We start from the raw sequence: 25,178 nt of genomic DNA, 5'->3' as shown, positions 1-25,178 counted from the left end.
GGCTCAATAAGCGATACGGATATCGGTGAAATCCAGCTCGCGCTCGGTTTCCGGCGACTGCCCTTCGTCGAACAGCAGCCGGTGGATGCGCCGCGCCGTCTGCTGGAACGCCACACCGCCGAGGCTTTGCAGGTCGTACTGATGGCTGTGGATTTCCGCCCGCACCCGCCCCGGATGGGGCGACAGCAGCAGGATGCGGTTGCCCACCACCAGCGCTTCCTCGATGGAGTGGGTGACGAACAGCAGGGTGAAGCGCACCTCTTCCCAGAGCAGCAGCAACTCCTCCTGCATCTTGCGCCGGGTCAGGGCGTCGAGGGCGGCGAAGGGTTCGTCCATCAGCAGGATTTTCGGCTGCATCGCCAGGGCCCGTGCGATGGCCACCCGGGCCTTCATGCCGCCGGACAGGGTGTGCGGGTAGGCGTCGGCGAACGCCGCCAGGCCGACCTTGTCCAGATAGTGCAGCGCGCGCTCCTCGGCCTCGCGGCGGTTGAGGGTGTTCGACGCCAGCAGCGGGAACATCACGTTCTGCTTGACGGTTTTCCACGGCGGCAGCTGGTCGAACTCCTGGAACACCACGATCCGGTCCGGCCCCGGCTGGCTGACCCATTGCCCTTGCAGGCGAATCTCGCCCTCGCAGGGCTGGATGAAGCCGGCGACCGCCTTGAGCAGGGTCGACTTGCCGCAGCCCGAGGGCCCGAGCAGGACGAAGCGGTCGGCGGGATCGATTGCGAAACTGACCTGGTGGGTGGCCCGCACCACGCGCTGCGGGGTGCGGTATTCCAGGCTGACTTGGTCGACCGCCAGCAGCGCCTGCGCCACCGCGGTCGGGTTGCTGGCCGTGTGGCCTGGCAAGGGGGCGTTCATGGCGATCAGCTCCCTTGCAGCGCGGTGGTGTCCTGGAAGAAGTAGTCCTTCCACGATTGCGGCTTGTTCTTGATCGCGCCCACGCGGTAGAGGAACTCGGCCAGCGGGTAGGTATTTTTCGGGGTGACGGTGAACTCGAACTGCGGGTTGTCGATGATCTTCAGCAAGGCCTCGCGGTCGATCTTGGCCTTGGTCACGCGGATGTAGGTATCCGCCGCCGCGCCCTTGTCCTTCTGGGCGAAGTCGGCGGCCTCGGCCAGCGCCTCGACGAAGGCCTTGTAGGTTTTCGGGTTCTCGGTACGGAATTTCTCGGTGGCGAACAGCACGGTCGGCGAGTTCGGGCCCAGCAGGTCGTAGGTGTTGAGCACCACGTGCACATTCGGGTTGGCCAGCGCCTGGTCCTGGAACGGCGGGTTGGAGAAATGCCCGGTCAGTTCGGTGCCGCCGGCGATCAGCGCCGCCGTGGCGTCCGGGTGCGGAACGGCGATGGTGTACTTGTCCAGGCGATTGAATTCCTTGTCGCCCCACTGCTTGGCCGCCGCGTACTGCAGGAAGCGCGACTGCACGGAAACCCCCACCGCCGGCACCGCGATGCGGTCCTTCTCGGTGAAGTCGGCGATGGTCTTGACCTTGGGATTGTTGCTCACCAGGTAGTAAGGGAAGTTGCCCAGCGACGCCACCGCCTTGACGTTCTGCTTGCCATGGGTGCGGTCCCAGATGGTCAGCAGCGGGCCGACGCCGGCCCCGGCGATGTCGATGGAGCCGGAGAGCAAGGCGTCGTTGACCGCCGCGCCGCCGGATAGCTGGGTCCAGTCGACCTTGATGTCGATGCCTTCTTCCTTGCCGTGCTTCTCGATCAGGTTCTGGTCGCGCACCACGTTGAGCAGCAGATAGACGATGCCGAACTGTTCGGCGATGCGGATCTCGCCTTCGGCATGGGCCGCCGTCGGCGCGACCAGGCCAGCGGCCAGCAGGCTGAAGCCCAGGCCGATGGCGGCCGCCAGTTTGCCCAGGCGCGGGAGGCGTTGAGTAGGTTGGGACATGGTGTTTCTCCTGCCGTGGGTGGCCGATCAGTAAGGGGCGTCGCCCTGGATGGTGGTGCGGTACAGCTTGCGGCGCAGGTGGCTGGGGCAGCCGGCGGCCAGGTGGATCAGCGAGCGGTTGTCCCAGAACACCAGGTCATGGGGCTGCCATTGGTGGCGATAGATGTTTTCCGGCAGCACGCTGTGGGCGTACAACTCGGCCAGCAGCTGGCGGCTCTCGTCTTCCGGCAGGCCGACGATGCGGGTGGTGAAGCCTTCGCTGACGAACAGCGCCTTGCGACCGTTTTCCGGGTGAATACGAACGACCGGGTGTACCACTTCCTGGACCTGGGCCAGTTGCTCCGGGGTCAGGGTCGGGCGCCAGTTGCCCTCGAACTTGGTCTCGCTGTAGCGCGCGGTGTAGGAGTGCGCGGCAGAGCGGCCTTCGACCGCCTTGCGCAACGCTGCAGGCAGGCTGTCCCAGGCTTTGTGCATGTCGGCGAACAGCGTGTCGCCGCCCTCGGACGGCAGCTCCTGGGCATGCAGCATCGAGCCCAGGCTCGGCAGTTCCTTGTAGGAGAGGTCGGAATGCCAGAACTTGCCGGCGTCCCCCAGGCCGATGGACTGGCCGTTCTCGATGATGTTGGAAACGATGAGGATTTCCGGGTGCCCGGCCAGCAGGAACTGCTTGAGCACGTGGATCTGCAGCACACCGAACCGGCGGCTGAAGGCGATCTGTTGTTCGGGGGTGATGCGCTGGTCGCGAAATACCACGACGTGATGATCCAGGTGCGCGCGGTGAATACGGGCGAAATCCTGGTCGTTGACCGGCCGGGCCAGGTCCAGGCCGACGATCTCGGCACCGACGGCGCCGCTGAACGGGCGGATATCAAAAGCTTGTGCGGCGATGGGCGCGGCACTTGGGGACAGTACGGACATAAATCACTCCCACGCAGAGCACGCCCGGTGGCGCGCGCGTCGATCAGAAACTCACGGAGGTCCCGTGTGGGTTCATTTCGTGCGGCGCGCCGATTGGTCGGCAGGTACGCAGGGAGTCGACTTTATAGATATAAGAACTTAATTTTAAATACCGTTAATGAATAACGATATGGCGATTAAGCCAAGGGCCCGAATGCCCGGCGCGATCGCCTTTGCAGCCGCTGCCGCCAGGCTGCGGCTACAAAGAACTCAACGCTCGTGCAGCGCCTCGGCGCGGGCGCGGATGATCGGCTTGAGCAGGTAGCTGAGCACGCTTTTCTTGCCGGTGATGATGTCCACCGAGGCGACCATGCCGGGGATGATCAGCAACGGCTTCTCATCGGTGCCCAGGTGGCTGCGGTCGGTGCGCAGCTTGATCACGTAGTAGGTGGTCTTCTTGTCTTCGTCGGTGATGGTGTCGGCGCCGATCTGTTCCAGCTTGGCCTTCAGGCCGCCGTAGATGGTGTAGTCATAGGCGGTGAACTTGACCACGGCTTCCTGCCCCGGGTGCAGGAAGGCGATGTCTTGCGGGCGGATCTTCGCCTCCACCAGCAGGGTGTCGTCCAGCGGCACGATTTCCACCATGTCGCTGCCCGGCTGGATCACCCCGCCGATGGTGTTGACCATCAGCTGCTTGACGATACCGCGCACCGGCGAGGTGACCAGGGTCCGGCTGACCCGGTCTTCCAGGGCCTTGCCGGTGGCGCTGGCCTTGTTCAGTTCGGTGCGTGCCTCGTTGAGCTGGGTCAGGGCTTCGCTGCGGAATTTGCCGCGGGTTTCGTCGATCTTGCGCTGGACTTCCTTGATCGCCGATTCGGCACGGGGAATCGCCAGGGTGGTGGCGTCCAGTTGCCCGCGGGTCTCGACTTCGGCGCGCTTGAGCCGCAGCACTTCCACCGGAGACACCGCACCCTGGGCCACCAGCGGCTCGGACATGGCGATTTCCTGGCGTTGCAGGCCCAGTTGCTGGCGGTACTGCGCCTGCTTGGAGGTGAACTCGCGCAGCTCCTGCTGCTTCTGGATCAGCTGTTCCTGCAGGCCGCCGACTTCGTCGTGCAGCTGCTGGCGACGGCTTTCATACAGGGACTTCTCACTGGCGGCCTGGCCGGGCGCGGCCTCCAGGGCATCGGCCGGGAAATTCAGTTCGCGGTTGTCGATCTCCGCGCTCAGGCGCTCGACCCGCAACAGCATCGACAGCCGGTCGGCCTCGGTCTCGCCGACGTTGGACTTGAAGCGCGTGTCGTCCAGGCGGATCAGCGGCGCGCCGGCCTCGACTATCTGCCCTTCCTTGACGAACAGTTCGGAGACGATACCGCCTTCCAGGTTCTGGATTTTCTGCACCTTGGACGACGGGATCGCCTTGCCCTCGCCCTTGGTCACTTCGTCGATCACCGCGAAGTTGGCCCACAGCAGCAGGAACAGGAAGAAACCGATGATGCCCCAGATGGTCAGGCGGATAACCCGCGGCGCATCCTCGATCAGCGCCTTGTTGACCTCGGGCAGCGGTTGGTCGTGCAGCGACTCGGTGCCCTTGAAGTAACGCAGGATGGAGTCCTTCAAACCCGACTTAAGCAACACTGATCTGCCCCTTCTTCAACGCTTCCATCACGACCGCTTTCGGTCCATCGGCGAGGATCTGCCCGCGGTCGATCACCAACAGGCGATCCACCAGCGACAGCAGCGAGGCACGGTGGGTGACCAGCACCACGGTCTTGGCTTCCACCACAGCTTGCAGGCGTTGTTTCAAGCGTTCTTCACCGGTGTTGTCCATGGCGCTGGTCGGTTCGTCGAGCAGCAGGATGGGTGGGTTGAGCAGCAGGGCCCGGGCCAGGGCGACGTTCTGCCGCTGGCCGCCGGAGAGGTTCTGTCCGCGCTCGCCGACCTGCAGTTCATAGCCCTGCGGGTGCAGCCGGGCGAACTCATGAACGCCGGCCAGTTCGGCTGCTTGCAGCACCAGTTCGTCTTCGACATAACGGGCGCCGGAGGTCAGGTTGTCGCGCAGAGTGCCGGCCAGCAGCTGGATGTCCTGGGCCACATAACCGATGTTGTGGCGCAACTCGCTGACGTCGATCTGCCGGATGTCCACGCCGTCCACCAGCAAGGCGCCGGAGTCCGGGGCATACAGGCCCACCAGCAGCTTGGCCAGGGAGCTCTTGCCCGAGCCGCTACGGCCGATGATGCCGATCTTCTCGCCCGGCTTGATCACCAGGTTGATGTTCTTCAGCGCCGGGTTCTGCTGCCCCGGGTAGGTGAAATTCAGCTGCCGGCATTCGATGGCGCCCTGCAGCACGTTGCGGCTCAGGGGACGCTCGTCGAAGTTGCGCTCCTGGGGCAGTTCCATCATCTGGTCGACCGAGGTCATGGTCACCCGCGCCTGCTGGTAGCGGGTCAGCAGGCCGGACAACGAGGCCAGCGGGCTGAGGGCGCGGCCGCTGAGCATGTAGCAGGCGATCAGCCCGCCCATGCTGAGGTTGCCGTCGATGATCTGGTACACGCCGAAGACGATCATGATCACCCCGGCCAACTGCTGGATCAGCAGGGTGATGTTCATCGCCAGGCTGGAGAGCATCTTCACCCGCAACTCGAGGCGACCCAGGGTGCCGATGGTCTGCTCCCACTGGTACTGGCGTTCGCTTTCGGCATTGTTGACCTTCACCGCATCCAGCCCGGCCAGGGTCTCGATCAGGCTCGACTGGCGCTCGGCGCCCAGGGCCATGGTTTTTTCCATGGTGGCGATCAGCGGTTTCTGCAGGGCATAGCCAATACCCAGGGCGATCGGGAAGGCCAGCACCGGAATCCACACCAGGTGCCCGCCGAGGATGGCGATCACCAGGAAGATCAGCAGGGTGAACGGCAGGTCGATCAGGCTGGTGAGGGTCAGCGAGGCGAGGAAGTCGCGCAGGCTCTGGAACTCGTGGATGTTCTGGGCAAAGCTGCCGACCCGCGCCGGCCGGTACTTCATGGCCATGCCGACGATGCGCTCGAACAGCGTGGCCGAGATGATCAGGTCGGTCTTCTTGCCGGCCAGGTCCAGGCACAGGCTGCGCAGGCTCTTGAGGATCAGGTCGAACAGGTAGGCGCCGGTGATGCCGATGGCCAGCACCCACAGGGTGGCGGCGGCCTGGTTCGGGACCACGCGGTCGTAGACGTTCATCACGAACAGCGGCGCGGCCATGGCGATGACGTTGATCAGCAGACTGGCGGCGATGGCGTCGGCGTACAGCCAGCGCGAACGCTTCAAGGTGTCGCGGAACCAGGAGCGGGCGCGGGGAATCAGCGAGCCATGGTTCACATCGAATTTGTGTTGCGGCTGGGCGAAGAACACTTGCCCGCTGTAATCGTCGGCCAGCATCTGGCGACTGACGCTGACCTCGCCGCCGTCGCTCTCACTGAGCAGCAGGCGGGCCTTGTCTTCGCCCAGCCAGCCGAGCAGGACGGCGCTGCGGCCGTCCTTGAGCAAGAGCATGGCTGGCATGGCGATGGCAGGAATCTGCTCCAGCTTGCGCCGCAGCAAGCGCCCCTGCAGGCCGGCGCGAGCGGCGGCGCGCGGCAGCAGCTCGGCGCTCAGGCGCTGGGACGGCAACGGCAGGCCAGTGGTCAACATCGCCGCGCTGGCCGGCTTCTGGTGCAGGGAGCACAGGGTTAGCAGGGCATCCAGCAGCGGGTCGTCATGCATGCCGCGTGGATCATGGCTAAGTTGCACTCGACTGACTTCTGATTCCACGCTCGGCACTCTTTAACTGTCTATTGGATGAAATTTACTCAATTCATCCCAGGCAGTTGGACCTTGGGCTTCACATCGTTCTGCACGACGGAAGCCATGGGTGCGACCACTCCCTGGCTCTTGAGCAATTCGCCCATGGTCGCCTTGATTCGATATTGAGTAAATAACTGAATGTTCTTGATTTCCGCCAACCGACGCGAGGCGGTGAACAGTTCATTCTCGCTATCGAGCAAGTCGAGCAAAGTGCGCTCGCCCAGACTGAATTGCTTCTGATACGCCTCACGCACGCTGGCGCTGCGATCGACATATTGCTGGGCGATCGGCACTTGCGCATTGGCGTTGTTCAAGGCGTTCCACGCCAAGCCTAGCTCCTCATTCAGAACTCGCAGGGCGTTGTTACGAATATCCAGCGCCTGGTTGGACTGATAGGCCTTGGATTCCAGGTCGGCCTTGTTGCTGCCGCCGGCGAACAGGTTGAAGCGCATGCGCAGCATGGCCTGCCATTCGTTGTTGTGGCCGTCGATGCCGTCCAGGTTGTTGTCGGCGGTACGCCCAAGCTCGGCATCGAAGCGCGGGTAGAAGGTCGACTTGGCGGCTTCGTACTGCTTCTCGGCAGCGACGATGTCGGATTCGGCCGAACGCAGGATCGGGCTGTTTTCCAGCATCTGGTGCCGGGCTTCGTCGAGGGTGGCCGGCAGCAGGGCCATGAAGCCGACCGGGCGCTCCAGCTGGTCCGGCATCTGGCCGACGGCGCTGAGGTAGTTGGTCTGGGCATCGGCCAGGTTGGTCTGTTCGGTGATCAGGTTGTTGCGCGCCTGGGCCATGCGCGCTTCCGCCTGGTCGAGGTCGGCGCGGCTGCCGACGCCACGCTGGGTGCGCAGCTGGATCTGATCGTAGATGCGCTCGTGATTGCGCATGTTGTCTTCGGCCAGGCGCACGAACTCGCGACGGGTCAGCACATCCAGGTACACCTGGGCCACGGTCAGCGCGGTGCGCTCGGAAGTGCCCAGCAACGAATACGCCCGGGAATTGACGGTGGCTTGTTGACGGCCGACCTCACTGGAGGTGGCAAAACCGTCAAAAACCATTTGTTGGAGACGTAAACTTGACTCGCTGCGGTTCAGCGTCTCCCAGTGATTGCTCGATCCTGCACGGGTGGTCGGGCTGTCGGTGCCTTCACGACCATAACCGCCCAGCAAATCGACCCGCGGCAAATAGCCGCCCTTGGCCGCTTTGAGCTGGTAATCGGCTGCCAGGCGGCTGTTCACCGCGGCCTGGATTTCCGGATGGACATCCAGTGCTTTCTGCATGGCTTCAGGCAAGGTTTGTGCTTGGACAAAACTGGCGGCGAGTAAGAAGGGTAAGGCTTTGAACAACTGCGGACGCATAGAGGGGTTCCCAGGACTTCTTGTCCCAAATCACAGCAAAACGAGGTGCTGCATCGGATGATGGCAACCGGAATGACCGTATATCGGAAAGTTCAAACCATGAACTGGGTCACACACTTTTAGACAGGTCGCCGCATGAATATCAATGTGACATTACCTTGACGATTGTTTAGGATGACACTCAGAAGGTCAATAGTTTGGCATATGGTTAATAGCAAAAAAATATAGCCAATTTATTGACAAGCATTCGCGTCAAAATCACGTGTTTCTACACTCTGAAGAACGTCCAGACTGCGTCGGCGTATGCCCGTCAGGAACATGGAAGTCTACTGAACGGTACCCCCCGGAGAATCCTCAATGAGCAGTGTTGTTGCTACCGTCAAAAGCATTGTTGGCCAAGTTTTCGTCGTATCCCCTGAAGGGGTTCGCCGCGTACTCGTTGAGGGTGATCGCCTGTATGTAGGCGACCAGGTCGATACCGGCCTGGCGGGCGCCGTCAGCCTGGAGCTGGCCGATGGCCGGACCCTGGACCTGGGTCGTGAGACGCAATGGAGCGGCAGCGCTCCGGACTCCAGCACCGACCTGGCCGAGGCCGCCGAGCAGGCTGCGCCGTCAGTCGCTGAGCTGCAGCAGGCAATCGTCGCCGGCGCGGACCCGACCACCGAACTGGAAGCCACCGCGGCCGGCCCGACCGCCGCGGGTACTGGCGGCGCTGCTGGCGGCGGCCATAGCTTCGTGATGCTCGACGCCACGGCGGGCCGGGTCGCCCCGACCATCGGCTTCCCGACCGCGGGCCCCGGTGCGGCGGGCACCGCAGCACAAGACACCACCGGTGCGCTGACCACCAATGACAACAGCACCACCGAGATCATGCGCGACTCGACCCTGACCCTGAGCGCAACCCCCTCCATTACCGAGGCCGGCGGCGTGCTGGTGTACACCGCCACGCTGACCCAGGCACCGTTGACCGGCCTGACCATCACCTTGTCCAACGGCTCGGTGATCGTGATTCCGGCCGGGCAACTGACCGGCACCGTCAACGTTCCGCTGGCACCGAACGACACCGTCTACAACGACCCGAAACAGATCAGCGTGGGCGTCACCGGCACCACCGGCGGCGGTGGCCTGGTCGTGACCGTCGACCCGACGCCAGCCGTCACCCAGGTCACGGACACCGTGGACACCACCACCGTGACCCTGACCGCGGGCTCCAGCGTGACCGAGGGTGGCCAGATCACCTATACCGCGACCCTGACCAACCCGGCCCAGACCCCGGTCACCGTGACCCTGTCCAATGGCTCGACCATCACCATCGATGCCGGCCAGACCGTCGGCACCGTGGTGGTCGACACCCCGCCGAACGATGTCTACAACAACGGCAGCACCGTCAGCACCAGCATTACCGGCGCCAGCGGCGGCAACTTCGAGAACCTGGTTCCGAACCCGACGCCGGCGGTGACCACCATCACCGACTCGCCGGACCCCACCGGCCTGACCCTGACCGCCAACGGCACCGTCGTCGAAGGTGGCCAGATCACCTACACCGCGACCCTGACCAACCCGGCCCAGACCCCGGTCACCGTGACCCTGTCCAATGGCTCGACCATCACCATCGACGCCGGCCAGACCGTCGGCACCGTGGTGGTCGACACCCCGCCGAACGATGTCTACAACAACGGCAGCACGGTCAGCACCAGCATTACCGGTACCACCGGCGGCAACTTCGAGAACCTGGTGCCAAGCACCACGCCAGCGGTGACCACCATCACCGACTCGCCGGACGCCACCGGCCTGACCCTGTCGGCTACCGGTACAGTCGTGGAAGGTGGCCAGATCACCTACACCGCGACCCTGACCAACCCGGCGCAGACGCCAGTCACCGTGACCCTGTCCAACGGTTCGACCATCACCATCGACGCCGGCAAGACCACCGGCACCGTGGTGGTCGATACCCCGGCCAATGACGTCTACAACAACGGCAGCACCGTCAGCACCAGCATTACCGGGGCCACCGGCGGCAACTTCGAGAACCTGGTACCGAGCACCACGCCGGCACAAACCACCGTGACCGATTCGGTGGACAACACCGGCCTGAGCCTGACCGCCACCGGCAGCGTTGTGGAAGGCGGCCAGATCACCTACACCGCCACCCTGACCAACCCGGCGCAGACCCCGGTTACCGTGACCCTGTCCAACGGCTCGACCATTGTTATCGAGGCCGGCAAAACCGTCGGCACCGTGGTGGTCGATACCCCGGCCAATGACGTCTACAACAACGGCAGCACGGTCAGCACCAGCATTACCGGCGCCAGCGGCGGCAACTTCGAACAACTGACGCCCGACACCACGCCGGCGCAGACCGTCATCACCGACTCCGTGGACGACACCGGCCTGAGCCTGTCGGCCAGCGGCTCGGTCGCCGAAGGCGGCTCGATCGTCTACACCGCCACCCTGACCAACCCGGCCGGCACGCCGGTCACCGTGACCCTGAGCAACGGCGCGGTGATCACCATCGCCGCCGGCGCGACCACCGGCTCGGTAAGCGTTGCCGCGCCTGCCGACGACGTCTACAAGGACGCCGGCAAGGTCGAGGCGACCATCCAGGACGCCACTGGCGGCAACTTCGAAAACCTGGTGCCAAGCACCACGCCGGCGGTGACAGACATCACCGACACCATCGATACGTCGACTGTTTCGCTGACCGCGACTCCGTCCGTGGCTGAAGGCGGCACCGTGGTGTACACCGCGTCGGTGACCGCTCCAGTGACCGGCTCGCCTGTCATTGTCACTCTGTCGAATGGCCAGACCATCACTATTCCGGTCGGCGAGTCCTCCGGCACCGTCAATATCACGGCACCTAACGATGCCCTCGCGGGCGGCAGCTCACTGAGCGCGACCATCACCGGTGCGACTGGTGGCAACTACGAGAAGCTGGACGTCGACGGCAAGCCTGCCGAGACCTCGGTTACTGATACTCCGGATACCACCAATCTGAGCCTGACAGCGACTGACACCGTTGCTGAAGGCGGTTCGATCGTTTACACCGCTACTCTGACCAATGCTGCCGGTACTCCAGTCACCGTGACTCTGTCGAACGGCGCGGTGATCACCATCGCTGCTGGCGCAACAACCGGCTCTGTCACCGTCGCCGCTCCAGCTGACGATGTGTACAAGGACGCTGGCAAGGTTGAAGTCAGTATCAAAGAGACCGCTGGCGGTAATTTCGAGAACCTGGTTCCGAGCACTACCCCAGCCGTGACTGATGTCACCGATACCATCGATACATCGACCGTCAGCCTGACTGCCACGCCTAGCGTTGCTGAAGGTGGCATTGTCGTTTACACCGCGTCGGTCACTGCACCGGTTACTGGCTCGCCTGTAGTCGTAACCCTGTCGAATGGCCAGACCATTACCATCCCGGTAGGCGAATCGTCCGGCACCGTGAACTTCACTGCACCAAACGACGCCCTGGCAGGCGGCAGCTCACTGAGCGCGACCATCACCGGTGCGACTGGTGGCAACTACGAGAAGCTGGACGTCGACGGCAAGCCTGCCGAGACCTCGGTTACTGATACTCCGGATACCACCAATCTGAGCCTGACAGCGACTGACACCGTTGCTGAAGGCGGTTCGATCGTTTACACCGCTACTCTGACCAATGCTGCCGGTACTCCAGTCACCGTGACTCTGTCGAACGGCGCGGTGATCACCATCGCTGCTGGCGCAACAACCGGCTCTGTCACCGTCGCCGCTCCAGCTGACGATGTGTACAAGGACGCTGGCAAGGTTGAAGTCAGTATCAAAGAGACCGCTGGCGGTAATTTCGAGAACCTGGTTCCGAGCACTACCCCAGCCGTGACTGATGTCACCGATACCATCGATACATCGACCGTCAGCCTGACTGCCACGCCTAGCGTTGCTGAAGGTGGCATTGTCGTTTACACCGCGTCGGTCACTGCACCGGTTACTGGCTCGCCTGTAGTCGTAACCCTGTCGAATGGCCAGACCATTACCATCCCGGTAGGCGAATCGTCCGGCACCGTGAACTTCACTGCACCAAACGACGCCCTGGCAGGCGGCAGCTCCTTGAGCACCACCATCACCGGCGCAACGGGTGGCAACTACGAAAAGCTCGATGTCGACAGCAAACCTGCCGACACGTCGGTTACCGATACTCCGGATACCACCACCCTCAGCCTGACTGCGACCGACACTGTCGCTGAAGGTGGATCGATCGTTTACACCGCGACCTTGACCAATGCTGCCGGTACTCCAGTCACCGTGACTCTGTCGAACGGCGCGGTGATCACCATCGCTGCTGGCGCAACAACCGGCTCTGTCACCGTCGCCGCTCCAGCTGACGATGTGTACAAGGACGCTGGCAAGGTTGAAGTCAGTATCAAAGAGACCGCTGGCGGTAATTTCGAGAACCTGGTTCCGAGCACTACCCCAGCCGTGACTGATGTCACCGATACCATCGATACATCGACCGTCAGCCTGACTGCCACGCCTAGCGTTGCTGAAGGTGGCATTGTCGTTTACACCGCGTCGGTCACTGCACCGGTTACTGGCTCGCCTGTAGTCGTAACCCTGTCGAATGGCCAGACCATTACCATCCCGGTAGGCGAATCGTCCGGCACCGTGAACTTCACTGCACCAAACGACGCCCTGGCAGGCGGCAGCTCACTGAGCGCGACCATCACCGGTGCGACTGGTGGCAACTACGAGAAGCTGGACGTCGACGGCAAGCCTGCCGAGACCTCGGTTACTGATACTCCGGATACCACCAATCTGAGCCTGACAGCGACTGACACCGTTGCTGAAGGCGGTTCGATCGTTTACACCGCTACTCTGACCAATGCTGCCGGTACTCCAGTCACCGTGACTCTGTCGAACGGCGCGGTGATCACCATCGCTGCTGGCGCAACAACCGGCTCTGTCACCGTCGCCGCTCCAGCTGACGATGTGTACAAGGACGCTGGCAAGGTTGAAGTCAGTATCAAAGAGACCGCTGGCGGTAATTTCGAGAACCTGGTTCCGAGCACTACCCCAGCCGTGACTGATGTCACCGATACCATCGATACATCGACCGTCAGCCTGACTGCCACGCCTAGCGTTGCTGAAGGTGGCATTGTCGTTTACACCGCGTCGGTCACTGCACCGGTTACTGGCTCGCCTGTAGTCGTAACCCTGTCGAATGGCCAGACCATTACCATCCCGGTAGGCGAATCGTCCGGCACCGTGAACTTCACTGCACCAAACGACGCCCTGGCAGGCGGCAGCTCCTTGAGCACCACCATCACCGGCGCAACGGGTGGCAACTACGAAAAGCTCGATGTCGACAGCAAACCTGCCGACACGTCGGTTACCGATACTCCGGATACCACCACCCTCAGCCTGACTGCGACCGACACTGTCGCTGAAGGTGGATCGATCGTTTACACCGCGACCTTGACCAATGCTGCCGGTACTCCAGTCACCGTGACTCTGTCGAACGGCGCGGTGATCACCATCGCTGCTGGCGCAACAACCGGCTCTGTCACCGTCGCCGCTCCAGCTGACGATGTGTACAAGGACGCTGGCAAGGTTGAAGTCAGCATCAAAGAGACTACTGGCGGCAACTTCGAGAACCTTGTTCCGAGCACTACCCCAGCAGTTACTGACGTCACCGATACCATCGATACCAGCACTGTTTCCCTGACTGCCACTCCATCTGTGGCCGAAGGCGGCACCGTGGTTTACACCGCGTCCGTAACCGCTCCAGTGACTGGTTCGCCTGTAGTCGTAACCCTGTCCAACGGTCAGACCATCACCATTCCTGTGGGCGAGTCTTCCGGCACTGTGAATTTCACTGCGCCGAACGATGCACTGGCGGGCGGCAGCTCTCTGAGCACCACCATCACCGGGGCTACCGGCGGCAACTACGAGAAGCTCGACGTCGACAGCAAGCCTGCCGACACATCGGTGACCGATACGCCTGACACCACTACCCTCAGCCTGACAGCGACTGACACCGTTGCTGAAGGCGGTTCGATCGTTTACACCGCTACTCTGACCAATGCTGCCGGTACTCCAGTCACCGTGACTCTGTCGAACGGCGCGGTGATCACCATCGCTGCTGGCGCAACAACCGGCTCTGTCACCGTCGCCGCTCCAGCTGACGATGTGTACAAGGACGCTGGCAAGGTTGAAGTCAGTATCAAAGAGACCGCTGGCGGTAATTTCGAGAACCTGGTTCCGAGCACTACCCCAGCAGTTACTGACGTCACCGATACCATCGATACCAGCACTGTTTCCCTGACTGCCACTCCATCTGTGGCCGAAGGCGGCACCGTGGTTTACACCGCGTCCGTAACCGCTCCAGTGACTGGTTCGCCTGTAGTCGTAACCCTGTCCAACGGTCAGACCATCACCATTCCTGTGGGCGAGTCTTCCGGCACTGTGAATTTCACTGCGCCGAACGATGCACTGGCGGGCGGCAGCTCTCTGAGCACCACCATCACCGGGGCTACCGGCGGCAACTACGAGAAGCTCGACGTCGACAGCAAGCCTGCCGACACATCGGTGACCGATACGCCTGACACCACTACCCTCAGCCTGACAGCGACTGATACCGTCGCCGAAGGTGGTTCGATCGTTTACACCGCGACCCTGACCAACGCGGCCGGCACGCCTGTAACCGTGACTCTGTCGAACGGTGCAGTGATTACCATCGCAGCTGGCGCTACCACTGGCTCTGTCACCGTCGCAGCGCCTGCTGACGATGTATACAAGGATGCCGGCAAGGTCGAGGCGACCATCCAGAACGCCACCGGTGGCAACTTTGAAAATCTGGTTCCAAGTACGACTCCAGCCGTGACTGATGTCACCGATACCATCGACACCTCGACCGTCAGCCTGACGGCATCGCCATCCGTGGCTGAAGGCGGCACTGTGGTCTACACCGCGTCCGTGACTGCTCCGGTTACTGGTTCTCCGGTCGTGGTCACCCTGTCCAATGGCCAAACCATCACCATCCCGGTTGGCGAATCGTCCGGCACTGTGAATTTCACTGCGCCAAACGATGCCCTGGCGGGCGGCAGCTCCTTGAGCACCACCATCACCGGCGCGACTGGCGGCAACTACGAAAAACTGGATGTCGACAGCAAACCTGCCGACACCTCGGTGACCGACACCCCGGACACCACCAGCCTGACCTTGAGCGCCACCGAAACCGTGGCCGAAGGCGGTTCGATCGTTTACACCGCGACCCTCACCAACGCCGCCGGTACGCCGGTCACCGTAACTCTGAGCAACGGTGCGGTGATTACCATCGCTGCAGGTGCAACCACAGGCTCCGTGACCGTGGCCGCACCGGCCGATGACGTCTACAAGGACGCCGGCAAGGTCGAAGCGACCATCAAGGACGCTACCGGCGGCAACTTTGAAAACCTGGTGCCAAGCACCATGCCTGCCGTCACCGATGTGACCGATACCATCGACACCTCGACCGTCAGCCTGACCGCAACCGCGACCGTCGCCGAAGGCGAAACCGTGGTCTACACCGCATCGGTTACTGCTCCAGTGACCGGCTCGCCGGTGGTAGTGACTCTGTCGAACGGCCAGACCATTACCATCCCGGTAGGCGAAAGCAGCGGGTCGGTGAACTTCGTTGCCCCGAACAGCCCGCTGGCGGGCGGCAGCTCTCTGAGCACCACCATCACCGGTGCAACGGGCGGCAACTACGAGAAGCTGGACGTTGACAGCAAACCGGCTGAAACCTCGGTTACCGATACGCCAGACACCACTAACCTGACGCTCAGTGCGACAGACACGGTGGCTGAAGGTGGTTCGATCGTTTATACCGCCACCCTGACCAACGCGGCCGGCACTCCGGTAACCGTGACATTGTCGAATGGCGCGGTGATTACCATCGCCGCGGGTGCAACCACAGGCTCCGTGACCGTGGCCGCCCCTGCCGATGACGTCTACAAAGACGCTGGCAAGGTTGAAGTCAGCATCAAGGACGCCGCTGGCGGCAACTTTGAAAACCTGGTGCCGAGCACTACTCCAGCCGTTACTGACGTCACTGACACCATCGATACCTCGACTGTCAGCCTGACCGCTACGCCTAGCGTCGCCGAAGGCGGCACCGTGGTTTACACCGCGTCCGTCACCGCTCCGGTCACCGGTTCGCCGGTTGTCGTCACCCTGTCAAATGGCCAGACCATTACCATTCCAGTCGGTGCCAGCAGCGGCACTGTGAACTTCGTGGCCCCTAACGATGCCCTGGCGGGCGGTAGCTCCTTGAGCACCACCATCAAGGAAGCCACCGGTGGCAACTACGAAAAACTCGACGTTGACAGCAAACCTGCTGAAACCTCGGTTACCGATACCCCAGATACCACCACTCTGAGCCTGGCGGCGACTGAAACCGTCGCCGAGGGTGGTTCGATCGTTTATACAGCTACCTTGACCAACGCCGCGGGCACTCCGGTGACCGTAACCCTGAGCAACGGTGCCGTGATTACTATCGCCGCCGGTGCTACTACCGGCTCCGTCACCGTCGCAGCGCCTGCTGACGATGTGTACAAGGACGCTGGCAAAGTTGAAGTCAGCATCAAGGACGCCGTAGGCGGTAACTTTGAAAACCTGGTGCCGAACACCACTCCGGCTGTCACCGACGTGACCGATACCATCGACACTTCGACTGTCAGCCTGACCGCTACTCCGTCCGTGGCTGAAGGCGGTGTTGTGGTTTACACCGCCTCCGTGACAGCACCAGTGACTGGCTCGCCTGTAGTCGTGACCTTGTCCAACGGCCAGACCATCACTATCCCGGTAGGCGAATCGTCCGGCACCGTGAACTTCACTGCGCCAAACGATGCACTGGCGGGCGGCAGCTCTTTGAGCACCACCATCACTGGTGCAACGGGTGGCAACTACGAGAAGCTCGATGTCGACAGCAAGCCTGCCGAGACATCGGTTACCGACACCCCGGACACTACTACTCTGAGCCTGACGGCGACTGACACTGTCGCCGAGGGTGGCTCGATCGTTTATACCGCCACCCTGACCAATGCGGCCGGCACGCCGGTAACCGTGACCTTGAGCAACGGCGCGGTGATCAACATCGCCGCCGGTGCGACCACAGGTTCCGTCACCGTCGCGGCACCAGCTGACGACGTTTACAAAGATGCCGGCAAGGTTGAAGCGACCATCAAGGACGCCACCGGTGGCAACTTCGAGAACCTCGTTCCGAGCACTACTCCAGCCGTTACTGACGTCACTGACACCATCGATACTTCGACTGTCAGCCTGACCGCGACGCCTAGTGTTGCTGAAGGGGGCGTTGTCGTTTACACCGCGTCCGTGACTGCGCCAGTGACTGGCTCGCCGGTCGTGGTCACCCTGTCGAATGGCCAGACCATCACCATTCCAGTCGGCTCCAGCAGCGGTACCGTGAATTTCGTCGCGCCTAACGACGCCCTGGCGGGCGGCAGCTCTCTGAGCACCACCATCAAGGAAGCTACCGGCGGTAATTACGAGAAGCTGGACGTTGATAGCAAGCCGGCCGAAACCTCGGTTACCGACACCCCGGACACTACTACTCTGAGCCTGACGGCGACTGACACTGTCGCCGAGGGTGGCTCGATCGTTTACACCGCCACCCTGACCAATGCGGCCGGCACGCCGGTAACCGTGACTCTGTCGAACGGCGCGGTGATCACCATCGCAGCTGGCGCCACCACGGGCTCCGTGACCGTCGCAGCGCCTGCTGACGATGTATACAAGGATGCCGGCAAGGTCGAGGCGACCATCAAGGACGCCACCGGCGGCAACTTTGAAAATCTGGTGCCAAGCACCACGCCAGCGGTGACCGACGTCACTGACACCATCGACACTTCGACTGTCAGCCTGACTGCCACGCCTAGCGTTGCTGAAGGTGGCATTGTCGTTTACACCGCGTCGGTCACTGCACCGGTTACTGGCTCGCCTGTAGTCGTAACCCTGTCGAATGGCCAGACCATCACCATTCCTGTGGGCGGGTCTTCCGGCACTGTGAATTTCACGGCTCCGAACGATGCACTGGCGGGCGGCAGCTCCTTGAGCACCACCATCACCGGCGCGACTGGCGGTAACTACGAAAAACTCGATGTCGACAGCAAACCAGCTGACACCTCGGTTACCGATACCCCGGACACGACCACGCTCAGCCTGACAGCAACCGATACCGTGGCAGAAGGCGGCTCGATTGTTTATACCGCCACTCTGACCAATGCCGCTGGCACTCCAGTGACCGTGACCTTGTCGAACGGCGCAGTGATCACCATTGCTGCCGGCGCCACCACTGGTTCCGTCACCGTCGCGGCTCCAGCTGATGATGTGTACAAGGATGCCGGCAAAGTTGAAGTCAGCATCAAAGACGCCGTAGGCGGTAACTTCGAGAACCTGGTACCGAACACTACGCCAGCTGTCACCGATGTGACCGACACCATCGACACCAGTACTGTTTCGCTGACGGCTACTCCGTCGGTAGCTGAAGGCGGTACCGTGGTTTACACCGCCTCCGTAACGGCTCCAGTCACTGGTTCGCCTGTGGTTGTCACCCTGTCCAACGGACAGACCATTACCATCCCGGTAGGTGAATCCTCCGGCACCGTGAACTTCACTGCACCAAACGACGCCCTGGCTGGCGGCAGCTCCTTGAGCACCACCATCACCGGCGCGACTGGCGGTAACTACGAAAAACTCGATGTCGACAGCAAGCCTGCCGACACATCGGTTACCGATACTCCGGATACCACTACCCTCAGCCTGACAGCGACCGATACCGTGGCAGAAGGCGGCTCGATTGTTTATACCGCCACTCTGAGCAATGCCGCTGGTACGCCAGTGACGGTTACCTTGAGCAATGGTGCGATCATCACCATCGCTGCAGGCGCCACCACCGGCTCCGTGACCGTGGCCGCTCCTGCGGACGACGTCTACAAAGATGCCGGTACCGTAGAAGCCACAATCAAAACGGCTACTGGCGGCAACTTCGAGAACCTGGTTCCGAGCACCACGCCAGCCGTTACCGATGTGACTGACACCATCGACACTTCGACTGTCAGCCTGACGGCAACTCCGTCCGTGGCTGAAGGCGGCACCGTGGTTTACACCGCGTCGGTCACCGCTCCAGTAACCGGCTCCCCGGTAGTCGTCACTCTGTCCAACGGTCAGACCATCACCATTCCGGTGGGCGAGTCGTCCGGTACCGTGAACTTCACCGCACCAAACGATGCCCTGGCGGGCGGTAGCTCCCTGAGCACTACCATCACCGGTGCGACTGGCGGCAACTACGAGAAGCTCGACGTCGACAGCAAGCCTGCCGACACCACGGTCACCGATACGCCGGACACCACCAATCTGACCCTCAGCGCGACTAACACTGTCGCTGAAGGTGGTTCTATTGTTTACACCGCGACCTTGACCAATGCTGCCGGTACTCCAGTCACCGTGACTCTGTCGAACGGCGCGGTGATTACCATCGCAGCCGGCGCCACCACGGGCTCCGTGACCGTGGCCGCTCCTGCGGACGACGTCTACAAAGATGCTGGTACCGTAGAAGCCACAATCAAGACGGCTACTGGCGGCAACTTCGAAAACCTGGTGCCAAGCACTACGCCTGCGGTCACCAATGTGACCGACACCATCGACACCAGCACCGTTTCGCTGACGGCAACGCCGTCCGTGGCTGAAGGCGGCACTGTGGTCTACACCGCGTCCGTGACAGCTCCAGTCACCGGCTCGCCAGTCGTGGTCACCCTGTCCAACGGTCAGACCATCACCATTCCTGTGGGTGAGTCTTCCGGCACTGTGAATTTCACTGCGCCGAACGATGCACTGGCGGGCGGCAGCTCCTTGAGCACCACCATCACCGGCGCGACTGGCGGCAACTACGAGAAGCTCGACGTCGACAGCAAGCCGGCTGACACCTCGGTGACCGATACGCCGGACGCTACCAATCTGACCCTCAGCGCCACCAACACCGTGGCCGAGGGCGGTTCGATCGTTTACACCGCGACCCTGACCAATGCCGCGGGCACGCCAGTGACCGTGACCTTGAGCAACGGCGCGGTAATCAACATCGCAGCCGGCGCCACCACCGGCAGCGTGACCGTGGCCGCGCCGAGCGACGACGTCTATAAAGACGCCGGCACCGTGCAAGCCACGATCCAGACCGCCACCGGCGGCAACTTCGAAAACCTGGTGCCGAGCACTGCACCGGCTGTGACCAACGTCACCGACACCATCGACACTTCGACCGTCAGCCTCACCGCGACCTCGAATGTGGCCGAAGGCGGTACCGTGGTTTACACCGCGTCGGTCACCGCTCCGGTCACCGGCTCGCCAGTCGTGGTCACCCTGTCCAACGGCCAGACCATCACCATTCCGGTCGGTGCCAGCAGCGGTACCGTGAATTTCGTGGCCCCTAACGATGCCCTGGCGGGCGGTAGCTCCTTGAGCACCACCATCACCAACGCCACCGGAGGCAACTACGAAAAACTGGCGATCGATAGCAATCCGGCCAACACCACGGTCACCGATACGCCGGACACCACGTCCCTGACCCTCAGCGCCACCAACACCGTGGCCGAGGGTGGTTCGATCGTTTACACCGCGACCCTGACCAATGCCGCGGGCACGCCAGTGACCGTGACCTTGAGCAACGGCGCGGTGATCAACATCGCCGCCGGTGCCACCACCGGCACCGTGACCGTGGCCGCGCCGAGCGACGACGTCTACAAAGACGCCGGCACTGTGCAAGCCACGATCCAGACCGCCACCGGCGGCAACTTCGAAAACCTGGTACCGAGCACCACGCCGGCGGTCACCAACGTCACCGATACTATCGACACCTCGACCGTCAGCCTGAAAACGACGCCATCGGCGGTCGAAGGCGGCGCCGTGACCTATACCGCCACCGTGACCTCGCCGGTCACCGGCAGCCCGGTCGTGGTGACCCTGGCCAATGGCGAGAAGATCACCATCGCGGTCGGCCAGACCACCGGCTCGGTGAGCATCACCGCGCCTAACGATGTGCTGGTTGGCCACACGCCATTGAGCAACTCGATCAGCACCGTCAGCGGCGGCAACTTCGAGAACCTGGTGGCCGACAAGACGCCGGTCAGCACCACCGTGACCGACACCCCGGACACCACCAACCTGTCGCTCAGCGCGACCAGCACCGTGGCCGAAGGCGGTTCGATCGTCTACACCGCGACCCTGACCAACGCCGCCGGCACGGCCATGACCGTGACCCTGAGCAATGGCGCGGTGATCAGTATCGCGGCCGGCGCCACCACCGGCACCGTGACCGTGGCCGCGCCGACCGACGATGTGTACATCGACGCCGGCAACGTCAGCGCCAGTATCGCCAGCACCACCGGCGGCAACTTCGAGAACCTGGTGCCAAGCACCACGCCGGCCGTGACCAGCGTCACCGACACCATCAACACCACCACGGCGAGCATCAACGGCAGCACCTCGGTCACCGAAGGCCAGGCCGCGACCTACACCGTCAGCCTGACCAGCCCGGCGCAAACCGAGGTCACCCTGAAGATCAGCTACAGCGGCACCGCCGCCGACGGCTCGGACTTCACCGGCGTGTACACCGTGAAGATCCCGGCCGGCGCCAGCAGCGCCAGCTTCAACGTCGCCACCCTCGACGACAAGATCACCGAGGGCACGGAAAACTTCGTGGTCAAGATCGACTCGGCCACCGGCGGCAACTTCGAGAACCTGGTGGTCAGCGGCACCAACGGCAGCGTCACCACCTCGATCATCGACAACGATGCGCCACCGGTCCTCGACCTGGATGCCAACAACTCCAGCGGCGCCACCGGGGCCGACTACAAGGTGACCTTCACCGAAAACACCCCGGGCGCAGGCGTGTCGATCGCCGACACCGACCTGAGCATCACCGACCCGGACAGCACCATGCTGACCGGCGCCACCATCGTGCTGACCAACCGTCAGCCGGGCGACTCGCTGAACCTGGGCACCAGCGTCAACGGCATCAGCATCAATGCCAACAGCCAGGCGGGCACCATCACCCTGACCCTGTCCGGCAATGCGACGCTGGCCGACTACATGCAGCAGATCAAGAACATCACCTTCACCAACAGCAGTGAGGACCCGAGCACCACGCCGCGGACCATCACCGTGACCGTGACCGATGGCAGCAACTACTCCAACGTCGCCACCACCACGGTCAACGTGGTGGCGGTGAACGACGCGCCAGTGGCCACCGGCGGCGCCGTGACCGGCACCGAGGACACCGCCCTGACCCTGACCTGGGCCACCTTCGGCGTCAGCGACGTCGACAGCCCCGCGGCCAGCCTCGGGGTGAAAATCACCCAGCTGCCGGGCGACGGCAAGCTGCAGTACCTCGACGGCTCGACCTGGAAGGACGTGGCCACCAACCAGACCTTCAGCAAGGCCGATATCGACGCCGGCAAGCTGCGCTTCACCCCGGATGCCAACGAGTCGGGTGTCGACGGCTACAACGGCAGCGGCGTGGGCAACCAGCAGGCCGACTACGCGCAGATCAAGTTCCAGCCAACCGACGGCCAGGCCCTGGGCAGCACCGGCACCGTGAAGATCGACATCACCCCGGTGGCCGATGCGCCGACCCTGGGCGTGGCGAGCAACAGCGTGAACTCCATCGGCCTGCTCAAGGAGTCCTGGACCAGCCTCAGCGGCCTGGGCACCAACGGCAACGGCATCACCGGCGATGCGCTGAAAACCGTCTTCAACAACTCCGGCAACCCGACCAGCAGCTCGGTGGTGACCAACGCCCAGTCCGACGCCAGCGTGACCGGCGGCAGCGGCTCGAAAACCTCCGGCCTGATCTACCTGGAAGCCGGCAAGACCTACAGCTTCAGCGGTGTCGGCGACGACAGCCTGCTGATCACCATCGGCGGCAAGAACGTGGCCACCGCGACCTGGGGGGCCGGCGGCAGCATCAGCGGTTCGTTCACCCCGACCACCAGCGGCTACTACACCCTGGACATCTACCACGCCAACCAGAGCGGCCCGGGCAGCTATGACGTCAACCTCTCGGTCAATGGCAGCACGCCGGTCGACCTGAGCAACGCCAACATCCCGATGTACCCGAGCGAAACCGCGCTGAACAATGCCGGCGTCACCCTTTCCGAGCTGCACGGAAGCGACGGCGAGGGCTACTACGACGGCTACAAGCTCAACGAAGGTGCCGAGGGTGGCAGCGTCAAGCTGTCGAAGATCACCACCGCCCTGACCGATACCGACGGCTCGGAAAGCCTGAGCGTGAAGATCGGCGGCATTCCGGCAGGTTCGGTGCTCAGCGATGGCGCCGGTCATACCTTCACCGCCAGCACCAGCGTCGGCGAGGTCAATGTCACCGGCTGGAACCTGGGTACGCTGACGATCACCCCGCCGTCGCACTACAACGGCTCGTTCAACCTGACCGTGACCTCGACCTCCACCGAGTCCCTGGGCGGTTCGGCCAGTAGCACGGCGCAGATCCCGGTCACGGTGTACCCGGCGACCTACAGCGCCAGCGTCGCCACGGCGGGCGATGACAACTTCGTCGGCACCGAGGGCAACGACATCATGGTCGCCGACGTCGCCGGCCTGAACGTGGTGCAAGGCAAGAACTACAACATCGCGTTCATGGTCGACAGCTCCGGCAGCATGAGCAATGCCTCGCTCACCGCCGCCAAGAACTCGCTGACTACGGTGTTCAACACCCTGAAGAACAGCCTGGGCAGCAGCACCTCGGGCACCGTGAACATCTTCCTGGCGGACTTCGATACCCAGGTCAACAAGCAGATTTCGGTGAACCTGAACGATCCGAACGCCCTGACCCTGCTCAAGTCGGTCCTGGACTCCATGGCGTCCGGCGGCGGCACCAACTACGAGGACGTGTTCAAGGCCACGGCCAACTTCTTCCAGAGCAGCGCGGCCACCAGCAACACCAGCGCCACCAACCTGACGTACTTCATCACCGACGGCAAACCGACGTTCTATCAGTCCGGCGAGCAGACCAACCCGATCCTGTACGGCAGCGTCAGGCTCGACAGTGTGATCACGACCAGCAACTATCAGCTGGGCGATACCGTTCGACTGCAACCGGACAGTACTCACCTGATCGATATCAACAGCAGCGGCAGCGTCACTGTCTGGACGCAGGCCTGGGGTAGCTGGTCCAGTTACAACGCCGGCACCCTGCACGCCCAGGGCGATGGCACCTATGAGTTGTCCAGCCTGGCCGGCGCGGGCAGCTACACCAACAACGCCACCACCACCAATTCCACCAGCAGCTTCACCCTGCTGAGCAATCTGTCGCAGGTGGAAGCGATCGGCCTGAACAACGACGTCAGCCTCAACGACCTGAGGCCGTACGACACCGACAGCACCCCACAGACCAATATCGACCCGTCGAACCTGGCCGATGCGATCCTCGGCCATACCGAAGCGACCATGCCGGGCGCCGATACCGTCAACGGCGGCAACGGCAACGACATCATCTTCGGCGATCTGGTGAGCTTCAACGGCATCGCCGGCGAGGGCTACCAGGCCATGCAGGCCTTCGTGGCGCAGAAGACCGGCGTGGCCGCGAGCAGCGTCACCACCAGCAACGTGCACCAGTACATCAGCGAACACTACACCGACTTCGATGTCTCCGGTGCCCATGACGGCAATGACACGCTGCTGGGTGGCGCCGGCAACGACATCATCTTCGGCCAGGGCGGCAACGACCTGCTCGACGGTGGCAAGGGCAACGACATCCTGCTGGGCGGTACCGGCAACGACACGCTGATCGGTGGCGCGGGCAATGACATCCTGATTGGCGGCTCGGGTGCCGACACCTTCGTCTGGAAGGCCGGCGATACTGGCAACGATGTGATCAAGGACTTCAAGGCCAGCGAAGGCGACCGTATCGACCTGCGGGACCTGTTGCAGGGCGAGAGCGCCAGCACCATCGACAACTTCCTGAAGATCACCACGGTGGACGGCACCTCGACCCTGCAGGTCAGTTCCGAAGGCAAGCTCAACGCAGCTGGCGGCATCGCCAACGCGGATGTGACGATCAAGCTGGAGGGCAACAACTGGTCCAACACCAACATCAACTCGCTGATCGCCGGTAGCGACCCGACCATCAAGATCGATCACAACAACAGCTGATCCACG

7 protein-coding genes are annotated in these 25,178 nt (G+C 62.8%); 1 reads left to right on the top strand and 6 read right to left on the bottom strand.

All coding sequences use genetic code 11. The features are described from left to right. Nucleotides 1–3 precede the first annotated feature (3 nt). From H0I86_RS00770 to H0I86_RS00745, 6 genes are all read right to left on the bottom strand, one after another. Nucleotides 4–864, bottom strand: a complete 861-nt coding sequence (locus H0I86_RS00770; protein ID WP_180923504.1) for an ABC transporter ATP-binding protein — start codon at nt 862–864, stop codon at nt 4–6. A 5-nt stretch (nt 865–869) separates the two neighbouring features. Beyond that, on the bottom strand, nt 870–1,907 hold the full coding sequence (locus tag H0I86_RS00765; RefSeq protein ID WP_180923503.1) for an ABC transporter substrate-binding protein: 1,038 nt from the start codon (nt 1,905–1,907) through the stop codon (nt 870–872). A gap of 27 nt (nt 1,908–1,934) precedes the next feature. Then, nucleotides 1,935–2,825 (bottom strand): TauD/TfdA dioxygenase family protein, encoded by an 891-nt coding sequence (locus tag H0I86_RS00760; protein WP_180923502.1) that lies wholly within the window; start codon nt 2,823–2,825, stop codon nt 1,935–1,937. A gap of 249 nt (nt 2,826–3,074) precedes the next feature. Continuing rightward, entirely contained in the window at nt 3,075–4,442 is a 1,368-nt protein-coding gene (locus H0I86_RS00755) for an HlyD family type I secretion periplasmic adaptor subunit (RefSeq protein ID WP_023969889.1), read from the bottom strand. Beyond that, complete coding sequence (locus H0I86_RS00750; RefSeq protein WP_023969888.1) at nt 4,432–6,588, bottom strand: type I secretion system permease/ATPase; 2,157 nt, start codon at nt 6,586–6,588, stop codon at nt 4,432–4,434. The genes H0I86_RS00755 and H0I86_RS00750 overlap by 11 nt, the downstream gene beginning before the upstream one ends. Before the next feature lie 38 nt (nt 6,589–6,626). Further along, complete coding sequence (locus tag H0I86_RS00745) at nt 6,627–7,976, bottom strand: TolC family outer membrane protein (protein ID WP_009046325.1); 1,350 nt, start codon at nt 7,974–7,976, stop codon at nt 6,627–6,629. Nucleotides 7,977–8,333: 357 nt separating this feature from the next. Here H0I86_RS00745 and H0I86_RS00740 point away from each other — a divergent pair, with 357 nt between their 5' ends. Next, nucleotides 8,334–25,172, top strand: coding sequence for a LapA family giant adhesin (locus H0I86_RS00740; RefSeq protein ID WP_180923501.1), 16,839 nt, complete (start codon nt 8,334–8,336; stop codon nt 25,170–25,172). Nucleotides 25,173–25,178: the final 6 nt, after the last annotated feature.

It is taken from the genome of Pseudomonas chlororaphis subsp. aurantiaca, from assembly GCF_013466605.1.
Classification (GTDB): domain Bacteria; phylum Pseudomonadota; class Gammaproteobacteria; order Pseudomonadales; family Pseudomonadaceae; genus Aquipseudomonas; species Aquipseudomonas chlororaphis_I.
Note: the sequence above shows the minus strand (reverse complement) of the source record. Positions and strands in the feature narration are given on the sequence as shown.

Excerpts from the sequence above, each read along its gene's own strand:
- H0I86_RS00770 (WP_180923504.1), bottom strand. The coding sequence starts at position 864 with ATGAACGCCCCCTTGCCAGGCCACACGGCCAGCAACCCGACCGCGGTG.
- H0I86_RS00765 (WP_180923503.1), bottom strand. The coding sequence starts at position 1,907 with ATGTCCCAACCTACTCAACGCCTCCCGCGCCTGGGCAAACTGGCGGCC.
- H0I86_RS00760 (WP_180923502.1), bottom strand. The coding sequence starts at position 2,825 with ATGTCCGTACTGTCCCCAAGTGCCGCGCCCATCGCCGCACAAGCTTTT.
- H0I86_RS00745 (WP_009046325.1), bottom strand. The coding sequence starts at position 7,976 with ATGCGTCCGCAGTTGTTCAAAGCCTTACCCTTCTTACTCGCCGCCAGT.
- H0I86_RS00740 (WP_180923501.1), top strand. The coding sequence starts at position 8,334 with ATGAGCAGTGTTGTTGCTACCGTCAAAAGCATTGTTGGCCAAGTTTTC.